Consider the following 21,072-nt stretch of genomic DNA (forward strand, 5'->3'; position numbering starts at 1 on the left):
AATGTATCCTGAAGATGAATATTTAATGTTAAGTGGAGTCCAACATTTTTTATTTTGCAAGAGACAGTGGGCCCTTATCCATGTTGAAAATATTTGGACGGAAAACTCCTTTACAGCAGAGGGGCAAGTCATCCATACAAAGGTAGATAAACCTTTTATAAAAGAAAAGAGAAAGGAACTTATAATATCAAGAGCCATGTCAGTGAGTTCCAAAAACTTGGGACTTTCTGGCAGGCTAGATGCAATTGAATTTCACAAATCAGATGAGGGAGTGGAATTAAAAAATAGGAAGGGCAAGTGGCTACCCGTAATCGTAGAATATAAAAGAGGCAAGAAGAAAAAATACAACTACGACAATGCCCAGCTTATGGCTCAGGCAATCTGCATAGAAGAAAACTTTAATATTAAGTTAGACTACGGTTATCTTTACTACAATGAAACTGATTTGAGAGAAAAAGTTGAATTTACAGAAGAACTTAGAGATTTAACTACAAAAGCAGCCCAAGACATGCACTACTATTACAAGAATAAGATTATCCCCAAGGCAGAAAATTATAAGAATTGCAGGATGTGTTCCCTGTATAATGAGTGCAATCCAAGGCTGACAAAGAAGATGAAAAATGTTGGAAATTATATTTATGGGGCAGAATTATGAAAAAATTACTGAACACCTTATATGTAACAAATCCTGATTACTATCTTAGAAAGGAAGGAAGAAATATTTCCATAACCAAAGATTCACAGAGAATCGCAAGGTATCCCATACACATCTTAAAGCAAATAGTTTGCTTCAACTATATGGGAGTCAGCCCAGAACTCATGAAGATGTGCATGGAAGAAAATGTGGCAATAACATTCTTCACACCCTATGGAAAATATTGTGGAAGGGTCATAGGAGCCTCTTATGGAAATATTTACACGAGAAAAAGACAATACAAGATGCAAGAATCAGAAGAATCCTTGGATTTTGTAAAAAATATAATTTATGCTAAGGCCTACAACTCTAGAAAAATTTTAATAAGAGGAAAATTAGACAATAAAGATAAGGTAGATGTCAAAAGATTAGAAGAAGTAATAGAAGCAATAAAGCTGCTTATGCTAGAAATAAAAAACTGTGAAAACAAAGATAGTGTGAGAGGTATTGAGGGAATAATTGCAAGAGGATACTTCTCTGTCTTAGATGAACTCATAATAAAACAAAGAGAAGACTTCTTCTTTATAGACAGGAGCAAGAGACCGCCAATGGATAGGTTTAATGCCCTAATATCCTTTCTCTATTCTCTACTTACCAATAACATTGCTGCAGCCCTTGAAGGAGTTGGGATTGATTCTTACGCAGGATTTTTCCACACAGATAGACCAGGAAGGGTCAGTATGGCTCTTGACATAATAGAGGAGATGCGCGCCTTTCTAGTTGATAAGTTCACACTTTCAATGATAAACTTAAATAGAATAAACAAGAATCATTTTGAAGTGAAAGAAAATGGAGCAACCCTCTTAAACGAAAAGGGCAGACAGGTAGTTTTAGAAAATTGGAACAAGAGAGAACAAGAAGAAATCTACCATCCATTTCTAGAAGAAAATATAAAAATCGGACTCCTCCCTCATGTACAGGCCCTTTTATTAAACTCTTACCTAAGAGGAGATATAGAAGCCTATCCACCCTTTATGATAGGAGGATAAAATGCAAGTGCTGATTACTTACGATGTAGAGACGATAACGCCAGCTGGCAAGAAAAGATTGAGACAAGTTGCAAAAGTATGCCTTGATTATGGACAAAGAGTACAGAACTCAGTATTCGAACTAAACATATATCCAGCTGACTTAGTAGAAATAAAAAATAAATTAGAAAAAATAATAGATCCCCAAAAAGATTCCATAAGAATTTATAATTTAGGGAAAAATTGGGAAAGAAGAGTGGAAAGTCTAGGGAGAGATGACACCTATAACCCAGAAAAAGACTTGTTAATATTATGAGACTTGGACCTGGACATAAAAAGTATAGACCTAACTCACAAAAAACAAAGAAAAAAGAGACAAAACTCTTCAAAAAATGATTAGCTGTATTTTTTACTAGGAGATAATGGCTAAAAAATACAGTCGCACTCCCCGTGAGTGCGTGGATTGAAATTTGATAATCAGACCATGTATCTGACTCATCTTTAAGTCGCACTCCCCGTGAGTGCGTGGATTGAAATATATTAAGACTACTCAATATGTATTTTGTAGAACGTCGCACTCCCCGTGAGTGCGTGGATTGAAATGCTTGATCCCCGCACCGCCAGGATACCTGGGAGCGTCGCACTCCCCGTGAGTGCGTGGATTGAAATCTGGGAGCAATACCTATCAAATCTTATCAGCGACCAGGTCGCACTCCCCGTGAGTGCGTGGATTGAAATTTTTTATTCTTGCATATTGGACTTTTACATTTAGTGTCGCACTCCCCGTGAGTGCGTGGATTGAAATAAGTTATAGTTTAAATTATTCATGTCACAAACCTTGTCGCACTCCCCGTGAGTGCGTGGATTGAAATTCTTATGACGACCTCACAATAAAAAATAAATGGAGTCGCACTCCCCGTGAGTGCGTGGATTGAAATCCTTTCAGGTGCTGACTGGTGCTTTGAAAGACTTGTCGCACTCCCCGTGAGTGCGTGGATTGAAATTCTACCCATGCCCATTTATCCTCGATAGTTTTTTCGTCGCACTCCCCGTGAGTGCGTGGATTGAAATTATGCTCCCCATTTAAAAGTTTGGCATAGTCAAGGTCGCACTCCCCGTGAGTGCGTGGATTGAAATTTATCAAGAGAATGTATTTATAGGCTTTTTTGCCCTGTCGCACTCCACGTGAGTGCGTGGATTGAAATTCTACCCATGCCCATTTATCCTCGATAGTTTTTTCGTCGCACTCCCCGTGAGTGCGTGGATTGAAATTATGCTCCCCATTTAAAAGTTTGGCATAGTCAAGGTCGCACTCCCCGTGAGTGCGTGGATTGAAATGCCTGATCCTGCGGAAAGGCTCGGTCAATAGCTTGTCGCACTCCCCGTGAGTGCGTGGATTGAAATAAATCTGAAAATAAGGCTCAATCCTACCGCCGTTGTCGCACTCCCCGTGAGTGCGTGGATTGAAATCATAACATCGTCCATTATTCCTTTAAATGTAAGAAGTCGCACTCCCCGTGAGTGCGTGGATTGAAATGTCTTACTTGCAAACTCTAAAACATCATCTACATGTCGCACTCCCCGTGAGTGCGTGGATTGAAATTAAAAAGTTATAATCTTACATTTATAAACCTTGAAGTCGCACTCCCCGTGAGTGCGTGGATTGAAATAAGAGTTGGAGGGTCGACTGTACCTGCCATTACTGGTCGCACTCCCCGTGAGTGCGTGGATTGAAATTTTAGAAGAACTAAAAGCGACCTTGACAACTTGGAGTCGCACTCCCCGTGAGTGCGTGGATTGAAATAATTCTCTATCAATGGAGTTATGTATTAATAGCGATGTCGCACTCCCCGTGAGTGCGTGGATTGAAATAAAAAATCTTCCAAACGTGGTGGGAAATGGATATAGTCGCACTCCCCGTGAGTGCGTGGATTGAAATAAAAAGATTATAAGAATTATAGCTTCGGACCAATGTCGCACTCCCCGTGAGTGCGTGGATTGAAATTTTCGTCCTTCGTAAATTCCTCAGTGCAGAATTAGTCGCACTCCCCGTGAGTGCGTGGATTGAAATTCTTACCTCTGGGAGGTCTGCTCTTCTAAGTTCTCGTCGCACTCCCCGTGAGTGCGTGGATTGAAATAAATACATTTGACCTTGTTGCTCAAAAATATCTCGTCGCACTCCCCGTGAGTGCGTGGATTGAAATGGTTTCTCCTGCGGCTATGTTGTCAAAGTCCAAAGTCGCACTCCCCGTGAGTGCGTGGATTGAAATAAACAGAAAGCTACAAGGTATTTTCTCCAAAGTGGTCGCACTCCCCGTGAGTGCGTGGATTGAAATCAATTAGGGCTACAAGCCTTAGCTATAACTTGCCAAGTCGCACTCCCCGTGAGTGCGTGGATTGAAATTATTCTATGTCCTAACTGTAATGTGTGGCTTAAGGCGTCGCACTCCCCGTGAGTGCGTGGATTGAAATCTGATAAAATTTCACCTGAATCTTTTAATCTATTTGTCGCACTCCCCGTGAGTGCGTGGATTGAAATCGTCAATTAAAACTTTTTTGTCCTCGTGGTTTGCGTCGCACTCCCCGTGAGTGCGTGGATTGAAATAATTTTAGAGGAGATAGCCTTGATGTAGCTATCCCCGTCGCACTCCCCGTGAGTGCGTGGATTGAAATCATTTTCCATGGGAATTTTTATAAGATACAATTCCGTCGCACTCCCCGTGAGTGCGTGGATTGAAATTTCGCAATTAGAAACGTGTATATATTTATCATACGTCGCACTCCCCGTGAGTGCGTGGATTGAAATATCAGTCTTGCCGACTCTATCAGTCCAGACTTGGAGTCGCACTCCCCGTGAGTGCGTGGATTGAAATTTTGATACTGAAGATAAAGATATACTGGCATTAACGTCGCACTCCCCGTGAGTGCGTGGATTGAAATCATTTTCCATGGGAATTTTTATAAGATACAATTCCGTCGCACTCCCCGTGAGTGCGTGGATTGAAATTACTCTTGAAGTTCTAGATATTTTTGAGGTATAAGTCGCACCCCATACGGGTGCGTGGATTGAAATAGTACAAGTAACAGGTATTATTGCCGCTTGTGCACCTGTCGCACTCCATACGGGTGCGTGGATTGAAATTAATGCACGTAAATCACGCACATTAGATCAAAATAAGTCGCACCCCATACGGGTGCGTGGATTGAAATAAATCGTCGAAAATCAATTGAAAGATAATGAAGACGTCGCACCCCATACGGGTGCGTGGATTGAAATATAAGTAGGTCATAAGGTATTTCCAAAGATGCCCCGTCGCACCCCATACGGGTGCGTGGATTGAAATGAACTAACTCACAGTAGGGAAGAGTTTATAAGGATGTCGCACCCCATACGGGTGCGTGGATTGAAATTCACAGATTAAATTATCAATATCTTTTGTAATTTGTCGCACCCCATACGGGTGCGTGGATTGAAATTCTAATATACATTAGTGTAGTATTATAGGACTCATGTCGCACCCTTCACGGGTGCGTGGATTGAAATAGGTGTGAGGTTTTTGTTTGCTCTATAAAGTACAGTCGCACCCCTCACGGGTGCGTGGATTGAAATTGTCATGTACGCTCCGTGTTTTCTTATGGTTGGTAAGTCGCACCCTACACGGGTGCGTGGATTGAAATGCTTGATCCCCGCACCGCCAAGAGGCCAAGGGACCAGTCGCACTCCCCGTGAGTGCGTGGATTGAAATGTCTGAAGCCGAACCCCACCCAAAAGCAAAACTAGTCGAACCCTTCACGGGTGTGTGGTTTTAAATGATCAATATTCTTAAGGAGATATAATAATATTATGAAAAATATCAAAGATTTAGAAGATGATTATATTGAGAGGTTTGGAGATTTATTCCCAACAATAGGTATATCAAGAGATTATGAAAAAGAGATAATATTAATTTGTTTAGCTAAGGACAAAGATGCGTATGGGTTAGGATATTTTGATTTAGAAAAATGCTATTAAAAGTATGACGTAAATTATTCTAGGGTTGTAGTGATTGGAATTGGTGCTGAATATGAGATATTGCACCGTTTAAGATATCATCTCTTTAGATCGAATCTTTAAAAGTGTGTGTGGATTGAAATTTTGGTATCATCAAGAATTAAGTTCATAGTAGTTTGTCGTACTCTTCACGGGTGCATGAATTGATATAAGAAATGGAGATGATAATATTGAAAGAATTGAAAACATCTGAGGCACAAAGACGAGCAACGAAGAAGTGGGAACAGAATAACCCGGAGTCTAAAAGATATAGTCGTAATAAGGGTAATGCGAGAACATTTGCGAGGAAATATGCAAAGACTTTGGAAGAAGTAGAAGAGTTGGTAGAGATTTTCAAAAATGAAAACCCTAACTATAAAAAATAAAAGGTAAATTTAGCCGTACTCCATGTGAGTGCGTAGATTGAAATATGTCCCTTTTCTACAGTAGTATCTTTAGACTCATGTCGCACCCTACACGGGTGCGTGGATTGAAATAAAGATTTAAAAAAAGCTACATGCGATATTGACGGTCGCACCCTTCGCGGGTGCGTGGATTGAAATTTTCATACTGTATAATCACCTCTTGATTGAACAAGTCGCACCCTTCACGGGTGCGTGGATTGAAATATTGGGAAGATTCTGAAGGATTTAATATTTTACAGTCGCACCCTACACGGGTGCGTGGATTGAAATCCAACTATATGTTGGAAGACGCCATAAAAATGAGAGTCGCACCCTTCATGGGTGCGTGGATTGAAACAATGGCCGACTCTTTGCAGTACAAGGCGACACTGGAGTCGCACCCTTCACGGGTGCGTGGATTGAAATTTGGGTTCAAGTCCCATCCTTAGCACCATTTTTGTCGCAAACTTTATTATGAAGAAATTAAAATATTTTAAAAATATGCCTAACCTAAAATTTTTAGGTTAGGTTTTTTGTTGTTAAAAATTTTAAAGATTAAATAGAAATTAGTTAATGCTAAGTAATATTAGCTTATGAAATTTATTCTGGAGAAGCTAAAATTATTCAAGTAATTAGTATAAAGTTAAGGATTTTTACTAAGTCATTAGGAGATATGATTTGGAAAATTATTATGATGTTGAAAATTATTAGGAATTTATAAAAAATTATGAAGTAGAAAAATTTTATGAAGTTGTAAATAATTATGAAGTTAAAAAATTTTATTAAGTTGCAAAAAAACATATAGTGGAAAGTTATTATGAAGTCATTAAAGGATAAGATGTAGAAAATTTTATCATTTTATAAAAATTATTAATTTATAATAGAAGAAAGTTACAAGACCCTATAAATAAATCTAACAATCTTGTGAAGTCTTCTAGTCTTTATAGTATAATGAAAATAGCGTGCTATGAGATTTTAGCTAAAAACTTGTAGAATATTATTTTATTTATTATAATACTTTTATTATGGAGGTAATATGAGATTATCAAAACTTTATATGCCAACTCTTAGGGAGGATCCACAAGATGCTGAGATTGCATCTCACAAGTTTCTTCTAAGGGCAGGTATGATTAGAAAATCTGCTAGTGGTGTCTATACATACTTGCCACTTGGCTATAGATCTATTAAAAAAATTGAAAATATTGTTCGTGATGAAATGGATAAGGCTGGTGCTATGGAGATTTTAATGTCTGCCATCCAACCTGCTGAAATCTGGAGAGAGTCTGGAAGATGGGAAAAGTTTGGTCCTGAAATGTTCAAGCTAAAGGACAGAAACGATAGGGAGTTCTGTCTTGGACCTACTGCTGAGGAATATTTTACTACTCTTGTAAGAGACGAAGTCAAGTCTTACAAGGACCTTCCTCTTAATCTTTACCAAATTCAAACTAAGTACAGGGACGAAAAGAGACCTAGGTTTGGTATTAATAGGGCAAGAGAGTTCTCTATGAAGGATGCCTACACTTTTGATACTTCACCTGAGACTCTTGATGTTGCTTACATGAATATGTACGATGCTTATGAAAAGATTTTTGACAGACTTGAGCTTGATTATAAGATTGTTGAGGGTGACAATGGTGCCATGGGTGGTACTGGTTCTCACGAGTTCATTGCTCTTTCTGAGACAGGCGAAGGTGTAATTGTTTATTCTGAGTCTGGTAAGTTTGGTGCAACTGAAGAGAAGGCTCCTGTTGAGTATATTCTTCCTGAAGCTGAAGACAAGTTGGACTTAGAAAAAGTTCACACTCCAAATGCCAGCACTATTGAAGAGGTTGCTAACTTCTTAAAGGTTGACCAAAAGAAATGTGCCAAGGCAATTGATTTAATGTTAGGCGATGAACTTGTTCTTGTATTTATTCCTGGAGATAGGGAACTCAACCTTGCTAAGCTTGTTTCTTACACAGGTGTTGCTGAACACGACATTAGGATGATGGAAGACAGCGAAATCGAAGCTATTAAGTCTAAACCAGGATACACTGGACCTCTTGGTCTTGATGTAAGGATGATTTTTGACAAGAGACTTACTGAAATGGACAATCTTGTTGTTGGTGCCAATGAAAATGAATACCACTATATCAATGCCAATTACGGACGTGACTTTGAAGGCGAAGTTGTCGATGACCTTCTTCTTGTTGCTGAAGGCGACAAGGTACCGGGAACTGATGAGGAATATAAGTTTGCAAGAGGTATTGAAGTTGGTAATATCTTTAAATTGGGTACAAAGTATTCGGAAGCCCTTAATGCAACTTTCCTTGACGAAAATGGCAAGGCAAATTACTTCTACATGGGTTCTTATGGTGTTGGTATCACAAGATCTGTTACAGCTGTTATCGAACAAAACCACGATGACAATGGAATCATTTGGCCAATATCTGTAGCTCCTTATGAAGCAATTGTTACTATAGTAAACACTAAAGATGAAGATCAAGTTGCTCTTGGAGAAAAAATTTACAAGGAACTTGAAGCTAAGGGTGTTGAAGTCCTACTTGATGACAGGAAGGAAAGACCTGGGGTTAAGTTTAAGGACAGGGACCTTATTGGTATTCCTCTAAGAATTACTTGCGGCAAGAAGTCAGGAGATTCTATTGTTGAATATTCTACTAGAAGAGAAATGGAAAATTCTGACATCTCAGCTGACGAGGCAATCAAAAATATTTTAAGTGAAATAGAAAAGGTTAGGTAAGATGAGCGATTTTAAATTTGAAATTACTGAACACTTAGGAACTCTATCTGAGAATGCTAGGGGCTGGACTAAGGAACTAAACAAGGTTTCCTTCAACGACAGACCAGCTAAGTATGACCTAAGAGAATGGGACCCAGACCACCAAAAGATGTCTAAGGGTGTAACTCTTAGTGATGAAGAGATGGAAATTCTATCAAAGATACTAAAGGACAAGGGTATTTAATAGGTTTTTAAAATAACTTATGTTATAATATAGAGATGTGAAAAACGCGATAAGCGAGGAGGCAATTGAAATGGAAATTAATAAGAAAGAAAATAACACTGTCTTTTTTGACATTGTTTTAAAAAGAGAAGATATAAAGAAAGCTGAAAACGAAGTGTATAAGAAAAACAAAAAACACTTCCAAATTCCTGGATTTAGAAAAGGTCATGTTCCTATGAAGATGATCGAAAACATGTACGGCAAGGACGTATTCTTTGAAGATGCTATTAACGAACTTCTTCCACAAGAATATGAAAAAGCTATTGAAGAATTAGACCTTAAGGTTGTTGACCAACCAAACATTGACATTGACGAAGAAAGCATTGAAAAGGGCGAAGATCTTGTTATCAAAGTTTCTGTTGATGTTAGACCAGAAGTTGAAATCAAAGACTACGAAGGAATTGAAATCGAAGACCCAACTATTGAAGTAACTGACGAACTTATTGACTCTGAAGTTGAAAATCAAAGAGCGATGAACGCAAGAATTATCAATGTTGACGACAGGGCTGTAGAAGATGGCGACACTGTAAACATCGACTTCAAGGGTTCTGTTGATGGAGAATACTTCGAAGGTGGAGAAGCTGAAAGCCAAGACCTAAAGATTGGTTCAAACACATTTATCCCAGGCTTTGAAGAACAACTAATTGGACACGAAATTGGCGAAGAATTTGACATTACTGTTAAGTTCCCAGAAGATTATCACCAAAAAGATCTTGCTGGAAAGGACGCTAAATTCGAAATCAAATTAAACGGAATCTCTTATGAAGAACTTCCAGAACTTGACGATGAATTTGTAAAAGATATTTCTGAATTTGACACTCTTGATGAATTCAAGGCTGACTTAAGAAAGAAAAAAGAAGAAGAATTCAAAACAACTTCTGAAATGGAAAAACAAAGAAGAGCTATTGATAAAATCGGTGAAATGATTGAAGCAGACATTCCTGAAGGAATGATTAACGCTCAAATCGATGACATGATTAGAAACTATGACCAAAGCTTAAGAGCTCAAGGTATTAGCTTTGAAGACTATATTAAGATGATTGGTCAAAGTCTTGATGACTTCAAGAACACTATGAGACCTGAAGCAGAAAAGACTGTTAAAAACGACCTTGCTCTAGAAGCTCTTGTTAAAGACATGAACATCGAAATCACTGATGAAGAAATCGAAGAAGAAGTTAACAAGGTTGTAGAAGAATACTTCAAGGACGACAAAGACCACATGGAAAAAATGAGAGAATACATGCTTAACGACAACAAGGATGTTGTAAGAGACGACCTTGAAAAGAGAAAAGCTATTGAAACTCTTGTTGAAAAAGCAAAATTTGTTGAGCCAAAGGAAGTTACTGAAGAAGATATAGAAGAAGTAAAAGAAGATAAATAATCAAGGATGTGATTAAATGGCACTAGTGCCAATGGTAGTAGAACAAACTAATAGGGGCGAAAGATCTTACGATATTTACTCTAGACTTTTAAAGGATAGGATTATCTTTGCAAGTGGCGAAGTAAATGACACTATGGCAGATTTAATTGTTGCCCAACTTTTGTTCTTAGAAGCTGAAGACCCAAACAAGGATATTCAACTTTATATTAATTCACCTGGTGGATCTGTATCTGCAGGATTTGCAATTTACGACACTATGAATTATATAAAACCAGACGTATCAACAATCTGTATTGGGATGGCAGCATCAATGGGTGCATTTTTACTTGCATCTGGTGCTAAGGGTAAGAGATTTGCTCTTCCAAACTCTGACATCATGATTCACCAACCATCTGGTGGAGCTCAAGGTCAGGCAAGTGACATCCAAATCAATGCAGAAAAGATTTTAAAAATTAGACACAAATTAAATGAAATTCTTGCAGAAAGAACTGGCCAAGACCTAGAAAAAATCGAAAGAGATACTGATAGGGACTACTGGTTAAATTCTCAAGAAGCTAAAGATTATGGTTTAATCGATAAAGTTATTGAAAAAAGGGTTTGAGGTGAGATATGTCTAATACAGATGAAATTCTAAGATGTTCATTCTGTGGCAAAACACAAAACCAAGTGAATAGATTGATTGCCGGACCTAATGTCAATATCTGCGACGAGTGCATTGAGAGATGCCACACAATCCTAGAAAATGAAGTTCCTCACGAAATCAGCAAGGACTTTGACCTTAAAAAGCCTGCTGAAATAAAAGAAATCTTGGATCAATATGTTGTAAAGCAAGAAGACGCCAAGCGCGCTCTTGCTGTTGCAGTATATAACCACTACAAGAGGATTTCATCAAATAGGAAGGTAAGCAGCGACATTGAACTTCAAAAGTCCAACATTCTTATGATTGGACCTACAGGTTCTGGTAAGACCCTACTTGCACAAACTCTTGCTAGACTTTTAAATGTTCCCTTTGCCATTGCTGATGCCACAACCCTAACTGAGGCTGGCTATGTCGGCGAAGATGTTGAGAATATTATTTTGAAACTTATTCAAAATGCTGACTACGACATTGAAAGGGCAGAAAAAGGGATTATATATATTGACGAGATAGATAAGATTGCCAGAAAATCTGAAAATGTATCTATCACAAGAGACGTAAGTGGAGAAGGTGTTCAACAAGCCCTCCTAAAAATTATCGAGGGAACTGTTGCCAATGTTCCTCCACAAGGTGGAAGGAAGCATCCGTCACAAGAATTTATTCAAGTTGACACTTCAAACATCCTATTCATTGTTGGTGGTGCCTTTGACGGAATCGACAAAATTATAGAAAACAGGACTGCCAAGTCTTCTATGGGCTTTGGATCAGAAATTGTAGATAAAAAAGCTAATAAAGAAAATATTTTACAAAAGGTTGAAACTGAAGACCTATTAAAGTTTGGTTTAATACCAGAACTTATTGGTAGATTACCTGTTACTATTACTCTTGAAGAGTTAGACGAAGAGGCTCTAGTTGAAATTTTAACTAAGCCAAAGAATGCCCTTGTAAAACAATACAAGGAACTTCTAAAATTTGATGACGTTGAACTAATCTTTGACGACGAAGCCCTAAGCTATATTGCAAGAAAGGCAATAGAAAAGAAGGCTGGAGCAAGAGGATTAAGAGGCGTTATCGAAAATACAATTATGAATGTAATGTATGAAATTCCTTCAAGAGATGACATCAAAGCAGTTAAAATAACAAAGGAATCAGTAGAAGGAACTGCACCTGCTGAATTAATAAAAAAATAAATAAATAATTAGCCGTGGTTGCCACGGCTTTTTTAGAAGGTGAAAAATGGATAAAATTAAATTACCACTTATCCCACTTCGAGACCTAGTTATCTTTCCACACATGGTTATGCATTTTGATTGCGGTAGAAAAATTTCTCTCAACGCAATTGATGCAGCAGAGATGAAAGATTCAAAAATATTTTTGGTGGCCCAAAGAGAACTTGAAATCGAAGACCCAAAGAGGGAAGACCTCTTTGGAATTGGGACTGTGGCTACTATAAAACAAATTTTAAAACTGCCTGGTGGAATTGTCAGGGTCCTTGTTGAAGGTGAAGAGAGGGCAAAAATTTCTGAACTTGATATCACAGAAGAGATGATTGAAGCAGAAATTGAAATCCTTGAAGACAAGGAAAGTGACTTCACAGAAGATGAAGAGATTGAAGCTGCCCTTAGGCTGGCCCTTAGCGACTTGGAGGCCTATTCATCTTTAGATGATAAATTATTCCCAGGACTTATTTCAAATATTGCAGACACTGAGGACCCATCAAGGTTTATTGATACAGTTGTGGGATATTTGAATTTTAAATTGGAAGACTATCAAAGGATTTTAGAAACAACAGATATCTATGAGAGACTTGTGGCCTTTCATGAAATCATGAAGAAGGAAATTGAAATTCTTTCTATAGAAAAGAACATCAATGACCAGGTCAAAAAGAAAATGGACGAGGTCCAAAGGGAATATTACCTAAAGGAACAATTAAGGGTAATCCACAAGGAACTTGGTGACGGAGAAGACGAGGCCGAGATAACAGAGTCCTACAAGAAAAAAATTGAAGAAAAGGCCCTTCCTGATGAAGTCAAGGACAAGGCCCTTAAAGAAGTTAATAAGCTGGGCAACTTAAATTCACAATCGCCAGACTATTCACTTTTAATAAATTATCTTGACTGGATCCTTGACCTACCTTGGCTTGAGTCTGGAGATGAAAAGAGAAATATTTCTGATGCGAGAAAAATTTTAAACGACGAACACTATGGACTTAAAAAAGTTAAGGAGAGAATCCTAGAATTTATTGCCGTTAGGATTTTATCAGGCGACAAGGGTAGGGGACCAATCCTCTGCTTAGTGGGACCTCCTGGAGTTGGTAAAACTTCCATTGCGCAGTCAATTGCAAATTCTCTTAACAAAGAATTTGTCCGCATGAGCCTTGGTGGAGTAACTGACGAAGCAGAAATAAGAGGTCACAGGAAGACTTATATTGGAGCTCTTCCTGGAAGAATTATTTCACTCTTAAAGAAGGCTGGCAAAAATGACCCAGTATTTTTATTTGACGAGATAGACAAGGTGGGCAACGACTTTAAGGGCGACCCTGCATCAGCTCTTCTAGAAGTTCTTGACCCCGAACAAAATAATTCCTTTACAGACAGGTACTTGGAACTTCCCTTTGATCTATCAAAAGTCTTTTTCATAGCAACAGCTAACACGACAGCAACTATACCAAGACCCCTCCTTGACAGGATGGAAGTCATCCAACTTGAAGGCTACACTCCAAATGAAAAATTCAATATTGCAAAAAAATATTTAATCTCAAAGCAAATTGAAGAAAATGGACTTAAGAAAGAAAATATTAGTATTTCTGACAGAGCCATAAAGGACATAATTGACTACTACACTCGTGAATCAGGAGTTAGGGGACTTGAAAAACAAATTTCAAAAATTGTGAGAAAGGCTGCCCTAAAAATTGTGGAAGAAGACTTAGATAAGGTTTCTGTTTCCACAAGAAATATTGAGGACTTTCTTGGAGAAAAAATTTTCAGGATTTCTGAAGCAGAAAAATCTCCTGAAGTTGGTTCAGTAAATGGACTTGCTTGGACAGAAGTTGGTGGCACAAGCCTTGTCATAGAAACGATAGTTATGCCAGGCAAGGGCAAGCTAACTCTAACAGGATCGCTGGGAGATGTGATGAAGGAGTCAGCCATGGCTGCCATCTCTTATATTGCATCAAAGGCAGATGACTTTAAGCTCGATCCAAACTTCAGGTCCAACACAGACATCCACATCCACGTCCCTGAAGGAGCAGTGCCAAAGGATGGCCCGTCAGCAGGGATTACAATTGCGACATCAGTCTTATCTGCTCTAACAAAGAGGCCAGTTAACAACGACGTGGCCATGACAGGAGAGATAACACTTCGTGGAAAAGTCCTTCCAATTGGCGGTCTAAAGGAAAAACTTCTGGCAGCAGAAAGATATGGAGTCAAGACTGTAATAATTCCAGAAGAAAACAAGAGGGACTTAAAGGAAATTGAAGAAGAAGCAATTAAGAAGTTAGATGTGAGACCAGTTTCCAAGTTCGAAGAAGTTGCAGAGATTGCCATAGGTGATTTTAATGAAGATAAATAAGGCAGAACTAGAAAAAGTTGCAGTAGAAGAAAAGCAATATCCTGACCCGAATATCAAGGAGTTTGCCTTTGCAGGCAGGTCCAATGTTGGTAAGTCATCCTTTATAAATGCAATGTTAAATAGGAAAAATCTTGCAAGGACTTCATCTACACCGGGAAAGACTAGGACTATCAACTTTTACAGGGTCAATGATGATTTGCGTCTTGTGGACTTGCCAGGTTATGGCTACGCAAAAGTTGCCAAGTCAGAAAAAGAAAAGTGGGCAGGCATCATCAACAGGTATCTTGAAAATAGAGAAAACCTAGTTGAGACAATCCTACTTGTGGACATAAGACACGAACCGACAGCCCTTGACAAGCAAATGTATGACTACATCATTGAGTCAGGATTCTCGGGTATAGTGATTGCGACAAAAAAAGATAAAATAAAAAAATCTCAAGTAGATAAACACATATCAATAATTGCCAAAAAACTTGGCGTCAAGCACAGGGAAAATATAATTCCCTTCTCCTCCTCAAAGAGAGACGAAGTCAAGGACATGTGGTTTATCTTCGAAGATATGCTTAGATTTCATGAAGAATAAAATTATAAATCAAGAGCTGGGAGACTGGCTCTTTTTTCTTGTGAAAAATTTTAAAATTAATAGAAAAGAATTTTTTAAAGTTCATAAATAATAAGTTATTAAGAAATTCTTAATAAGTGACAGACAAATTTCACATACTTTTTAAGTATTATTCATATATAATTGATATGATAAGAAAAAATGGAGGATGTTATGAAGATAAGAAATAAAATTTTAACAGCGGCACTTTCTCTTGCCCTTCTACCTGGCTTTGTTTTTGCCAAGGAAGGCGAAGAGATTGTAACACTTGGTGCCGATTTAAAGGAAAGTCAAAAAAGTGAAATGCTTCGTGAGATGAATGCAAGTGATGATGCAAAGATCATCGAGGTAACTAATGCAGAGGAATACAAGTATCTTGGAGATGTCTTGTCATCGAAGGAAATTGGCAAGAGGGCAATTTCTTCTGCTATTGTTAGATATGAAAAAGCAGGAAGTGGACTAACTATTGAACTCTCAGACAACATCAGGGTTGTAAAGGAAGATGCCTTTATCAATGCTCTAAACACTGTAGGCATTGAAGATGCTGATATTTATGTAACTGCACCGGGAAAGGTAAGTGGTACTGCAGCCTTAACTGGAATTTTAAAGGCCTATGAAGAAAACACTGGCAAGGAATTACCAGAGGATCTAAAAAAGGTCGCCAATGAAGAGCTTGTTGTTCAAACAAAATTATCTGAAGAGCTTGGCGATGAAAAGACTAACGACATAATTTATGAAATTAAGGACGCCATGGCAAAGAATATGCCAAAGGACGAAAAGGAAGTTAGAGTCATAATCGAGAATGTTGTTAACAACTACAACATCAACCTTACAAAGAGCCAAGAGGATAAGCTTGTTGGACTATTTAACAACATGAAGAATGCTGACGTTGACTGGAATAGGATGGCTGACACAGCAGTTAAGTACAAGGACAAGGCTTCAAAGTTTTTAAACTCTCCAGAAGGAGAAAAGGCTGTAGAAAATACGAAGAGCTTCTTGGAAAAGTTAATAGACTTTATAGTTGGCTTGTTTAAATAAGAATTATGAGTGGAGATTCACCCAAGGGTGGATCTTTTTTTATTACAAAAATCCAAATAAAAAAATCCGACTTAATCGGATTTTTCATAAATTAAAACTTGTTGTAGTGAACCTTTGAAGAAACGTCAAATTCTTCGTGGTCCTTTGTGCCTGATTTTTTGTAGCCAATTGGGATTAGGCATTGGGCCCTGTAAGGTTTTTTCACTCCGAAGTTTTCTGCAAAGTATTCTTCATAAGAAATCTTGCCGGCAGTGTTTCCTTCTTTAACGTTGATCCAAGAAGATGAAAGGCCTTCCTCTTCAAGTAGAAGTTGTAGGTAAGCTGCTGTTAGCGATGCTTCTTCCACCCAAGTCTTACAAATTTCTGTGTTTGCAATAACTATTACTACTACTGGAGCTTCTTTTAGGTAAAGAGTTGCAAAGGAATCCATGTTGGAAAGTTCTTCGATTTTTTCCTTGTCGTCAACTACTATGAATTCTACTGGATGGGAGTTGCCGTTGCTTGGTCCCATGGAAGCGTACATTAAAAGTTCTTCTAACTTTTCTCTGTCAACTTCCTTGTCTTTATATTTTCTAACAGTTCTTCTTTTTAAAATTAATTCTTTTAACAAAATATCACCTCTCCTATCATTTTACCACAAAAAAGCTTATAGAGAAGCGTGTGAAAATATATTCATAATATTCTTAAAAGCTTATAATAAAGAGTGGAATAAGATTGAAAATAAGCCAAAGGGAAAAATATAAAAAATTCTGAAAATATTTTCATAAAAGCGTTGACAAATATACTTATCTAAAGTACAATATACATGAAGTGAAAACTTCATCATCTTTTTTCTTCCCTTAGAGAACAGTTATTGGATACATAAGCTGTTCTCTTTTTATTTGTCTAAATTTAAATTTACTTAAGACTTGTAGAGGGGGGTTTTTAATTTAGTGAAATTTAAAAGATCTCTCTATAGAAAATTTTTAGTATATATACTTCTTTTCCTATATTTTTCAAAAATTTACTTTTCAAAAACTTCAGTTAAGGCTTTGCAAGTCCACAAAGTTTAATTTTATGTTTAATCCAACAAAAAACATATTTTAAATAATTTTGTACCATCACAATTGAATATGAACTTATAAAAGAAATCTAATCTATCTTTAATTGTAAGCTTATAAATTTTTCTATTCTATAAAAAAAATAGAAACTTATATAGTCAAAGGACTTCATAAAATTTTATTAGCTTATGAGTCTATAAGAAAGTAATGATTTTTTATAAAGTCATGGATTTTTGCTATTTTTCATGATTTTTATAAATCTAAATTAATATATCAACTTATGTGCTTATATGAAATCGAACGAATGTTGCAAGATTGTTACAGGGAAAAATTCTTTGTAACAGAAACTTAAAATAGAAAACCTGTTATATAGATGACTTTGATATATAATAAGGATGAAGGTGATAAAGATGAAGATTTTTAAAAAGACTTCATTGATTATTATCTCCTCAGCATTGATTTTGACAAGCACTGTATCTGCAAGAACTTTTAGAGACACAAGAGGCCACTGGGCAGAAGCTTCAATTGACTTTATTACTGACAAAAAGCTTATGTCTGGTTACCAAGATGGGACTTTTAAACCTAATGAAAACATGTCGAGAGCAGAGTTTTATGCAACTGTTAATTCTTTAGCAGGCTATGATAAAACTTATACTGTGACTTTTTCTGATGTAAGTACATCTGATTGGTTTTACAATGATGTAGCTAAGGGCATTAAGGCAGGTTACATTAAGCCAACTACTGGTAGGCTTAATCCAAATAGGGAAATTACACGAGAAGAAGTTGCAGAAATTCTTGGTTATGTGTATTCGCTATCACCGAGGGAAGGTTCAACAAATGAGTTTGGCGATAGGGCAAGGATAAGCCCATCGGCAAGGGGCTATGTAGGCGCCCTTGTGGACGCAGGGATCTTGAGAGGTTACTCTGATGGTAACTTTTATCCCACAAGATCAATTAGGAGATCAGAAGCTGCTACGCTTTTTAGGTCAATGATTTCTAATTACAACTATCCACAAAAGAAAGCTCTAAATAATAGCAAAATTAAATTTGGGGGCAGAAATCTTTACGAATAAGACAGGCAACTGTCTTATTTTTTTGTATAAATTTGTTGGAAAGGATTTTAAAGTCTAAAAATTAATTTATTAAGATATAATTTCTTACTTGTAAAAAATAATAAAAAATACCAGAGGAAATAAAAATTCCCTCTGGTACTTAGTTAAGCTTTATCCTATCATGATAAATTTTTTATAAATTTTATAGATTGAAAATATTTTACAGGTTTCTAAAATAGTCTAATAATATTTCTGAAGTTTCCTTGTCGTAATTTTTTATAACTTTGAGGTCCTTATACATATCAAAGCCGCCGGCTCCTGTGGCCCTGTAGTTATTCATTACTAGTGAAAACTTGTCGGAATCTTTTACTTCTTTACCATCAAAGAAAATCTTGCCAATTCTCTCGCCAACTTTTTGTGTAAGGTCCTTTTCAAAGTCTATGCCATAGAAGTAGTCAAAGTTGTAATGCTCTTCCTTTGGCTCTAAAAACTTCTTTGATATCTTATAGGACCCATCATACTCGATGTAGGAAAAGTTTTGTTCTAGGGCTTCTCTAAGACTCTTGCCGTCGATTTCAAGCACCACTGTTGTGTTAGGAAACCTGTATGTGTTTAGGACGTCTCTTGTGGTCAAGTTCTTCTTTAGACCTGAGATGACATTGGCAAAGGAAGTGATAGAAATATCTGCTCCTGTGTAGTCCAATTGGATCTTGTTTATTAGGTTTGCAAGGTCTGAGCCATGAAGGGCCATCTTAATCCTGTTCTCTGGCATGTAGTCACGGCTCAGTTCTGCTATTGGTTGGTCGAGATAGTCTTGGACTTCTTCTTCAACATCACTATATTTTTCTATAAGGAAGTTTGATCCAAGCCTTGGCTCAATAAAGGAAGCCTTCATTTCTTTTCTTGCAAGGTCAACTTCCACAAGGGCAGCCTTAGACCCATTGGCTGGCGTCTCAATGGCAAGGGTATTGCCAATATAACCAGCGATCTCCATGTGTTGGTGGCCTGCCAAGATTATATTGAAGTCCAATTCTTTTGCAATTTTTCCTCCAATATTTTCTGTGGTTTCTGAAAGTTTTTTGCCACTTTCTAGGTCGATTTCATAACCTCCATGGTAGATTAAAATATTAAAATCTGTCTTTTCTTTTTTTAGTCCTTCAAGGGCCCTCTTTGCTCCTTCAAAGGCATCTGTGATTTCAAAGTTCACGAGATTTTCTTTTCTCTCCCAGAGATTTACCCAATCGGTAACAACCCCAGTAATCCCAATCTTGTAATCGTCAATTTCTTTTACATAATATGGGTCAAATTTAATCTTACCAGTCTTGTCTCTTACATTGGCACAAACTAGTTTTCCCTTCATGTTTTCTACGTAAGTCCTTAGGTAATCGTAGCCGTAGTTGAAGTCGTGGTTACCAAGAGTGTAGTAGTCAACATTTTGCATCATGTCTGCCACTACATTAGAGTTTAAATTTTCTTTTACATAGTAGGCGAAGGAAGATCCCTGAAGGATGTCTCCTCCGTCAGTTAAGATTGTCCTCTCGTCTTTTTTTATATTATTTAAAAGTGAAAGGTAGCCTGTATTTTTTTCTTCCCTATCGAGATAATCTGTTGGGAAAAAATATCCGTGCAAGTCTGATGTGTGAATTATTTTTAAAATCATTTTTCACCTACTAGTCTTGCTCTTATTTTTGTTGAGAAGTACTCAATAAATAAGACAAGAAGGATTAGTCCTAAGAGGATTGCTCCAACTTCGCTCCACTTGTAGGAAGTGATGGCGAACATAAGTGGTGAACCAATACCACCTGCTCCAACAAGTCCAAGGATTGATGCGTCTCTTAAATTTATGTCGAAACGATAAATTGTTGTTGAGGCAAAGTTTGCAAAAAGCTGAGGAATTATACCAAAGCGAATCTTTTGGAAGGTTGTTGCCCCAATGGAAGAGAAGGACTCAAGTATTGCCTTGTTTAGGTTCATGATGTTATCTGAAAATAATTTTGTAAGCATACCAATAGATGTAAAGGACATAGTCATAAGGCCTGCAAAGGGTCCAGGTCCTGTTACCCTAATAAACATTAGACCATAAACAATAGCTGGGATTGTCCTTATTAGGATAATAAACATCCTAACAAGATAAGCCACAGGCGCTGGAACAATGTTTGATGATGCCAAAAAGCTAAGTGGCATGGCAATTATTGCCCCTACAAGGGTACCTAGGAAGGCTATACAAATAGTTTCAAGTAAAAGGTAAGGAACTCCCTTCGTCGTTAGGTTAAAGAGCATGTCCTTGTTGGGATTAAAGATTCCCTTGATAATATTTTTGGCTACTCCCATTCCATCTTTTGTTGCAGATTCAAAATTAATTACAGAAGATGACCAAACTATCATAAATAAAATTACAGCTACAATCATTATGATATAGCCATGATTTTTTGGTTCTGATTTTAGTTTTTCTATTACTTTTTCTGACATATTAATTCAACTTTCTTCTAAAGTGAGCACTGATATTTTCGATGACAAATACTGTTATAAGTAGCATCAAGAGAATCATGCCCACACGGTTGTAGTCTCTCCAGTTAATGTTTTCGTTAATAAGAAGTCCCAGTCCACCGGCACCAACATAACCAAGGATGGCAGCGTATCTCACGTTACCTTCAA

18 protein-coding genes and 1 CRISPR repeat array are annotated in these 21,072 nt (G+C 37.4%); of the genes, 14 read left to right on the forward strand and 4 right to left on the reverse strand.

Features of this window, described 5'->3' with window-relative positions:
• Position 1 precedes the first annotated feature (1 nt).
• The 13 genes from cas4 to DRZ96_RS04540 all read left to right on the forward strand — a co-directional run bounded on the left by cas4 (position 2) and on the right by DRZ96_RS04540 (position 16,325).
• The gene (cas4, locus tag DRZ96_RS04475) at positions 2-655 is read left to right on the forward strand and encodes a CRISPR-associated protein Cas4 (protein ID WP_112889740.1); all 654 of its coding nucleotides are present in this window, start codon (positions 2-4) and stop codon (positions 653-655) included.
• Positions 652-1,683 carry a type I-C CRISPR-associated endonuclease Cas1c gene (cas1c, locus tag DRZ96_RS04480; protein WP_112889741.1) on the forward strand — a complete coding sequence of 344 codons (1,032 nt, stop codon included), beginning with the start codon at positions 652-654 and terminating at the stop codon, positions 1,681-1,683. The genes cas4 and cas1c overlap by 4 nt, the downstream gene beginning before the upstream one ends.
• 1 nt (position 1,684) lies before the next feature.
• Positions 1,685-1,978 (forward strand): CRISPR-associated endonuclease Cas2, encoded by a 294-nt coding sequence (gene cas2 / locus DRZ96_RS04485; protein ID WP_112889742.1) that lies wholly within the window; start codon positions 1,685-1,687, stop codon positions 1,976-1,978.
• 122 nt (positions 1,979-2,100) lie between these two features.
• Positions 2,101-5,408: a CRISPR direct-repeat array (repeat unit 32 nt; unit sequence GTCGCACTCCCCGTGAGTGCGTGGATTGAAAT).
• A 98-nt stretch (positions 5,409-5,506) separates the two neighbouring features.
• Positions 5,507-5,674, forward strand: a complete 168-nt coding sequence (locus DRZ96_RS04490; protein WP_112889743.1) for a serine/threonine protein phosphatase — start codon at positions 5,507-5,509, stop codon at positions 5,672-5,674.
• Positions 5,675-5,883: 209 nt separating this feature from the next.
• On the forward strand, positions 5,884-6,078 hold the full coding sequence (locus DRZ96_RS04495) for a hypothetical protein (RefSeq protein WP_112889744.1): 195 nt from the start codon (positions 5,884-5,886) through the stop codon (positions 6,076-6,078).
• Between the two features lie 1,054 nt (positions 6,079-7,132).
• Positions 7,133-8,836, forward strand: a complete 1,704-nt coding sequence (locus tag DRZ96_RS04505; protein ID WP_112889746.1) for a proline--tRNA ligase — start codon at positions 7,133-7,135, stop codon at positions 8,834-8,836.
• Between the two features lies 1 nt (position 8,837).
• A complete protein-coding gene (locus DRZ96_RS04510; protein WP_112889747.1) occupies positions 8,838-9,059 on the forward strand; it encodes a YdbC family protein in 222 nt (73 codons plus the stop codon).
• Positions 9,060-9,129: 70 nt separating this feature from the next.
• On the forward strand, positions 9,130-10,479 hold the full coding sequence (tig, locus tag DRZ96_RS04515; RefSeq protein ID WP_112889748.1) for a trigger factor: 1,350 nt from the start codon (positions 9,130-9,132) through the stop codon (positions 10,477-10,479).
• A gap of 16 nt (positions 10,480-10,495) precedes the next feature.
• Positions 10,496-11,080: an ATP-dependent Clp endopeptidase proteolytic subunit ClpP gene (clpP, locus tag DRZ96_RS04520; RefSeq protein ID WP_070702681.1), complete on the forward strand. Its 585-nt coding sequence runs from the start codon at positions 10,496-10,498 to the stop codon at positions 11,078-11,080.
• A gap of 8 nt (positions 11,081-11,088) precedes the next feature.
• Positions 11,089-12,306, forward strand: coding sequence for an ATP-dependent Clp protease ATP-binding subunit ClpX (clpX, locus tag DRZ96_RS04525; RefSeq protein WP_070702678.1), 1,218 nt, complete (start codon positions 11,089-11,091; stop codon positions 12,304-12,306).
• A 46-nt stretch (positions 12,307-12,352) separates the two neighbouring features.
• On the forward strand, positions 12,353-14,686 hold the full coding sequence (gene lon / locus DRZ96_RS04530; RefSeq protein WP_112889749.1) for an endopeptidase La: 2,334 nt from the start codon (positions 12,353-12,355) through the stop codon (positions 14,684-14,686).
• Positions 14,673-15,269, forward strand: a complete 597-nt coding sequence (yihA, locus tag DRZ96_RS04535; RefSeq protein ID WP_112889750.1) for a ribosome biogenesis GTP-binding protein YihA/YsxC — start codon at positions 14,673-14,675, stop codon at positions 15,267-15,269. The genes lon and yihA overlap by 14 nt, the downstream gene beginning before the upstream one ends.
• A gap of 192 nt (positions 15,270-15,461) precedes the next feature.
• Positions 15,462-16,325 carry a DUF1002 domain-containing protein gene (locus DRZ96_RS04540; RefSeq protein WP_112889751.1) on the forward strand — a complete coding sequence of 288 codons (864 nt, stop codon included), beginning with the start codon at positions 15,462-15,464 and terminating at the stop codon, positions 16,323-16,325.
• Positions 16,326-16,416: 91 nt separating this feature from the next.
• On the opposite strand, the gene DRZ96_RS04545 is transcribed toward DRZ96_RS04540, so the two are convergent.
• Complete coding sequence (locus DRZ96_RS04545; protein WP_070702670.1) at positions 16,417-16,935, reverse strand: nitroreductase family protein; 519 nt, start codon at positions 16,933-16,935, stop codon at positions 16,417-16,419.
• Positions 16,936-17,775: 840 nt separating this feature from the next.
• Here DRZ96_RS04545 and DRZ96_RS04550 point away from each other — a divergent pair.
• Positions 17,776-18,438 (forward strand): S-layer homology domain-containing protein, encoded by a 663-nt coding sequence (locus DRZ96_RS04550; protein WP_112889752.1) that lies wholly within the window; start codon positions 17,776-17,778, stop codon positions 18,436-18,438.
• A 199-nt stretch (positions 18,439-18,637) separates the two neighbouring features.
• Here the strand turns inward: DRZ96_RS04550 and DRZ96_RS04555 are convergent, their stop codons facing one another.
• From DRZ96_RS04555 to DRZ96_RS11670, 3 genes are read right to left on the reverse strand one after another with little or no spacing between them, the layout of a single operon-like run.
• The gene (locus tag DRZ96_RS04555) at positions 18,638-20,077 is read right to left on the reverse strand and encodes a bifunctional metallophosphatase/5'-nucleotidase (protein WP_112889753.1); all 1,440 of its coding nucleotides are present in this window, start codon (positions 20,075-20,077) and stop codon (positions 18,638-18,640) included.
• Positions 20,074-20,886, reverse strand: coding sequence for a phosphonate ABC transporter, permease protein PhnE (gene phnE / locus DRZ96_RS04560; protein ID WP_112889754.1), 813 nt, complete (start codon positions 20,884-20,886; stop codon positions 20,074-20,076). Before phnE ends, DRZ96_RS04555 begins: the two co-directional genes overlap by 4 nt.
• 1 nt (position 20,887) lies before the next feature.
• Positions 20,888-21,061, reverse strand: coding sequence for a PhnE/PtxC family ABC transporter permease (locus tag DRZ96_RS11670; RefSeq protein WP_407673023.1), 174 nt, complete (start codon positions 21,059-21,061; stop codon positions 20,888-20,890).
• Between the last annotated feature and the right edge of the window lie 11 nt (positions 21,062-21,072).

This window comes from Peptoniphilus harei (assembly GCF_900454685.1).
In the GTDB taxonomy this organism is placed as follows: Bacteria; Bacillota; Clostridia; order Tissierellales; family Peptoniphilaceae; genus Peptoniphilus_A; species Peptoniphilus_A harei.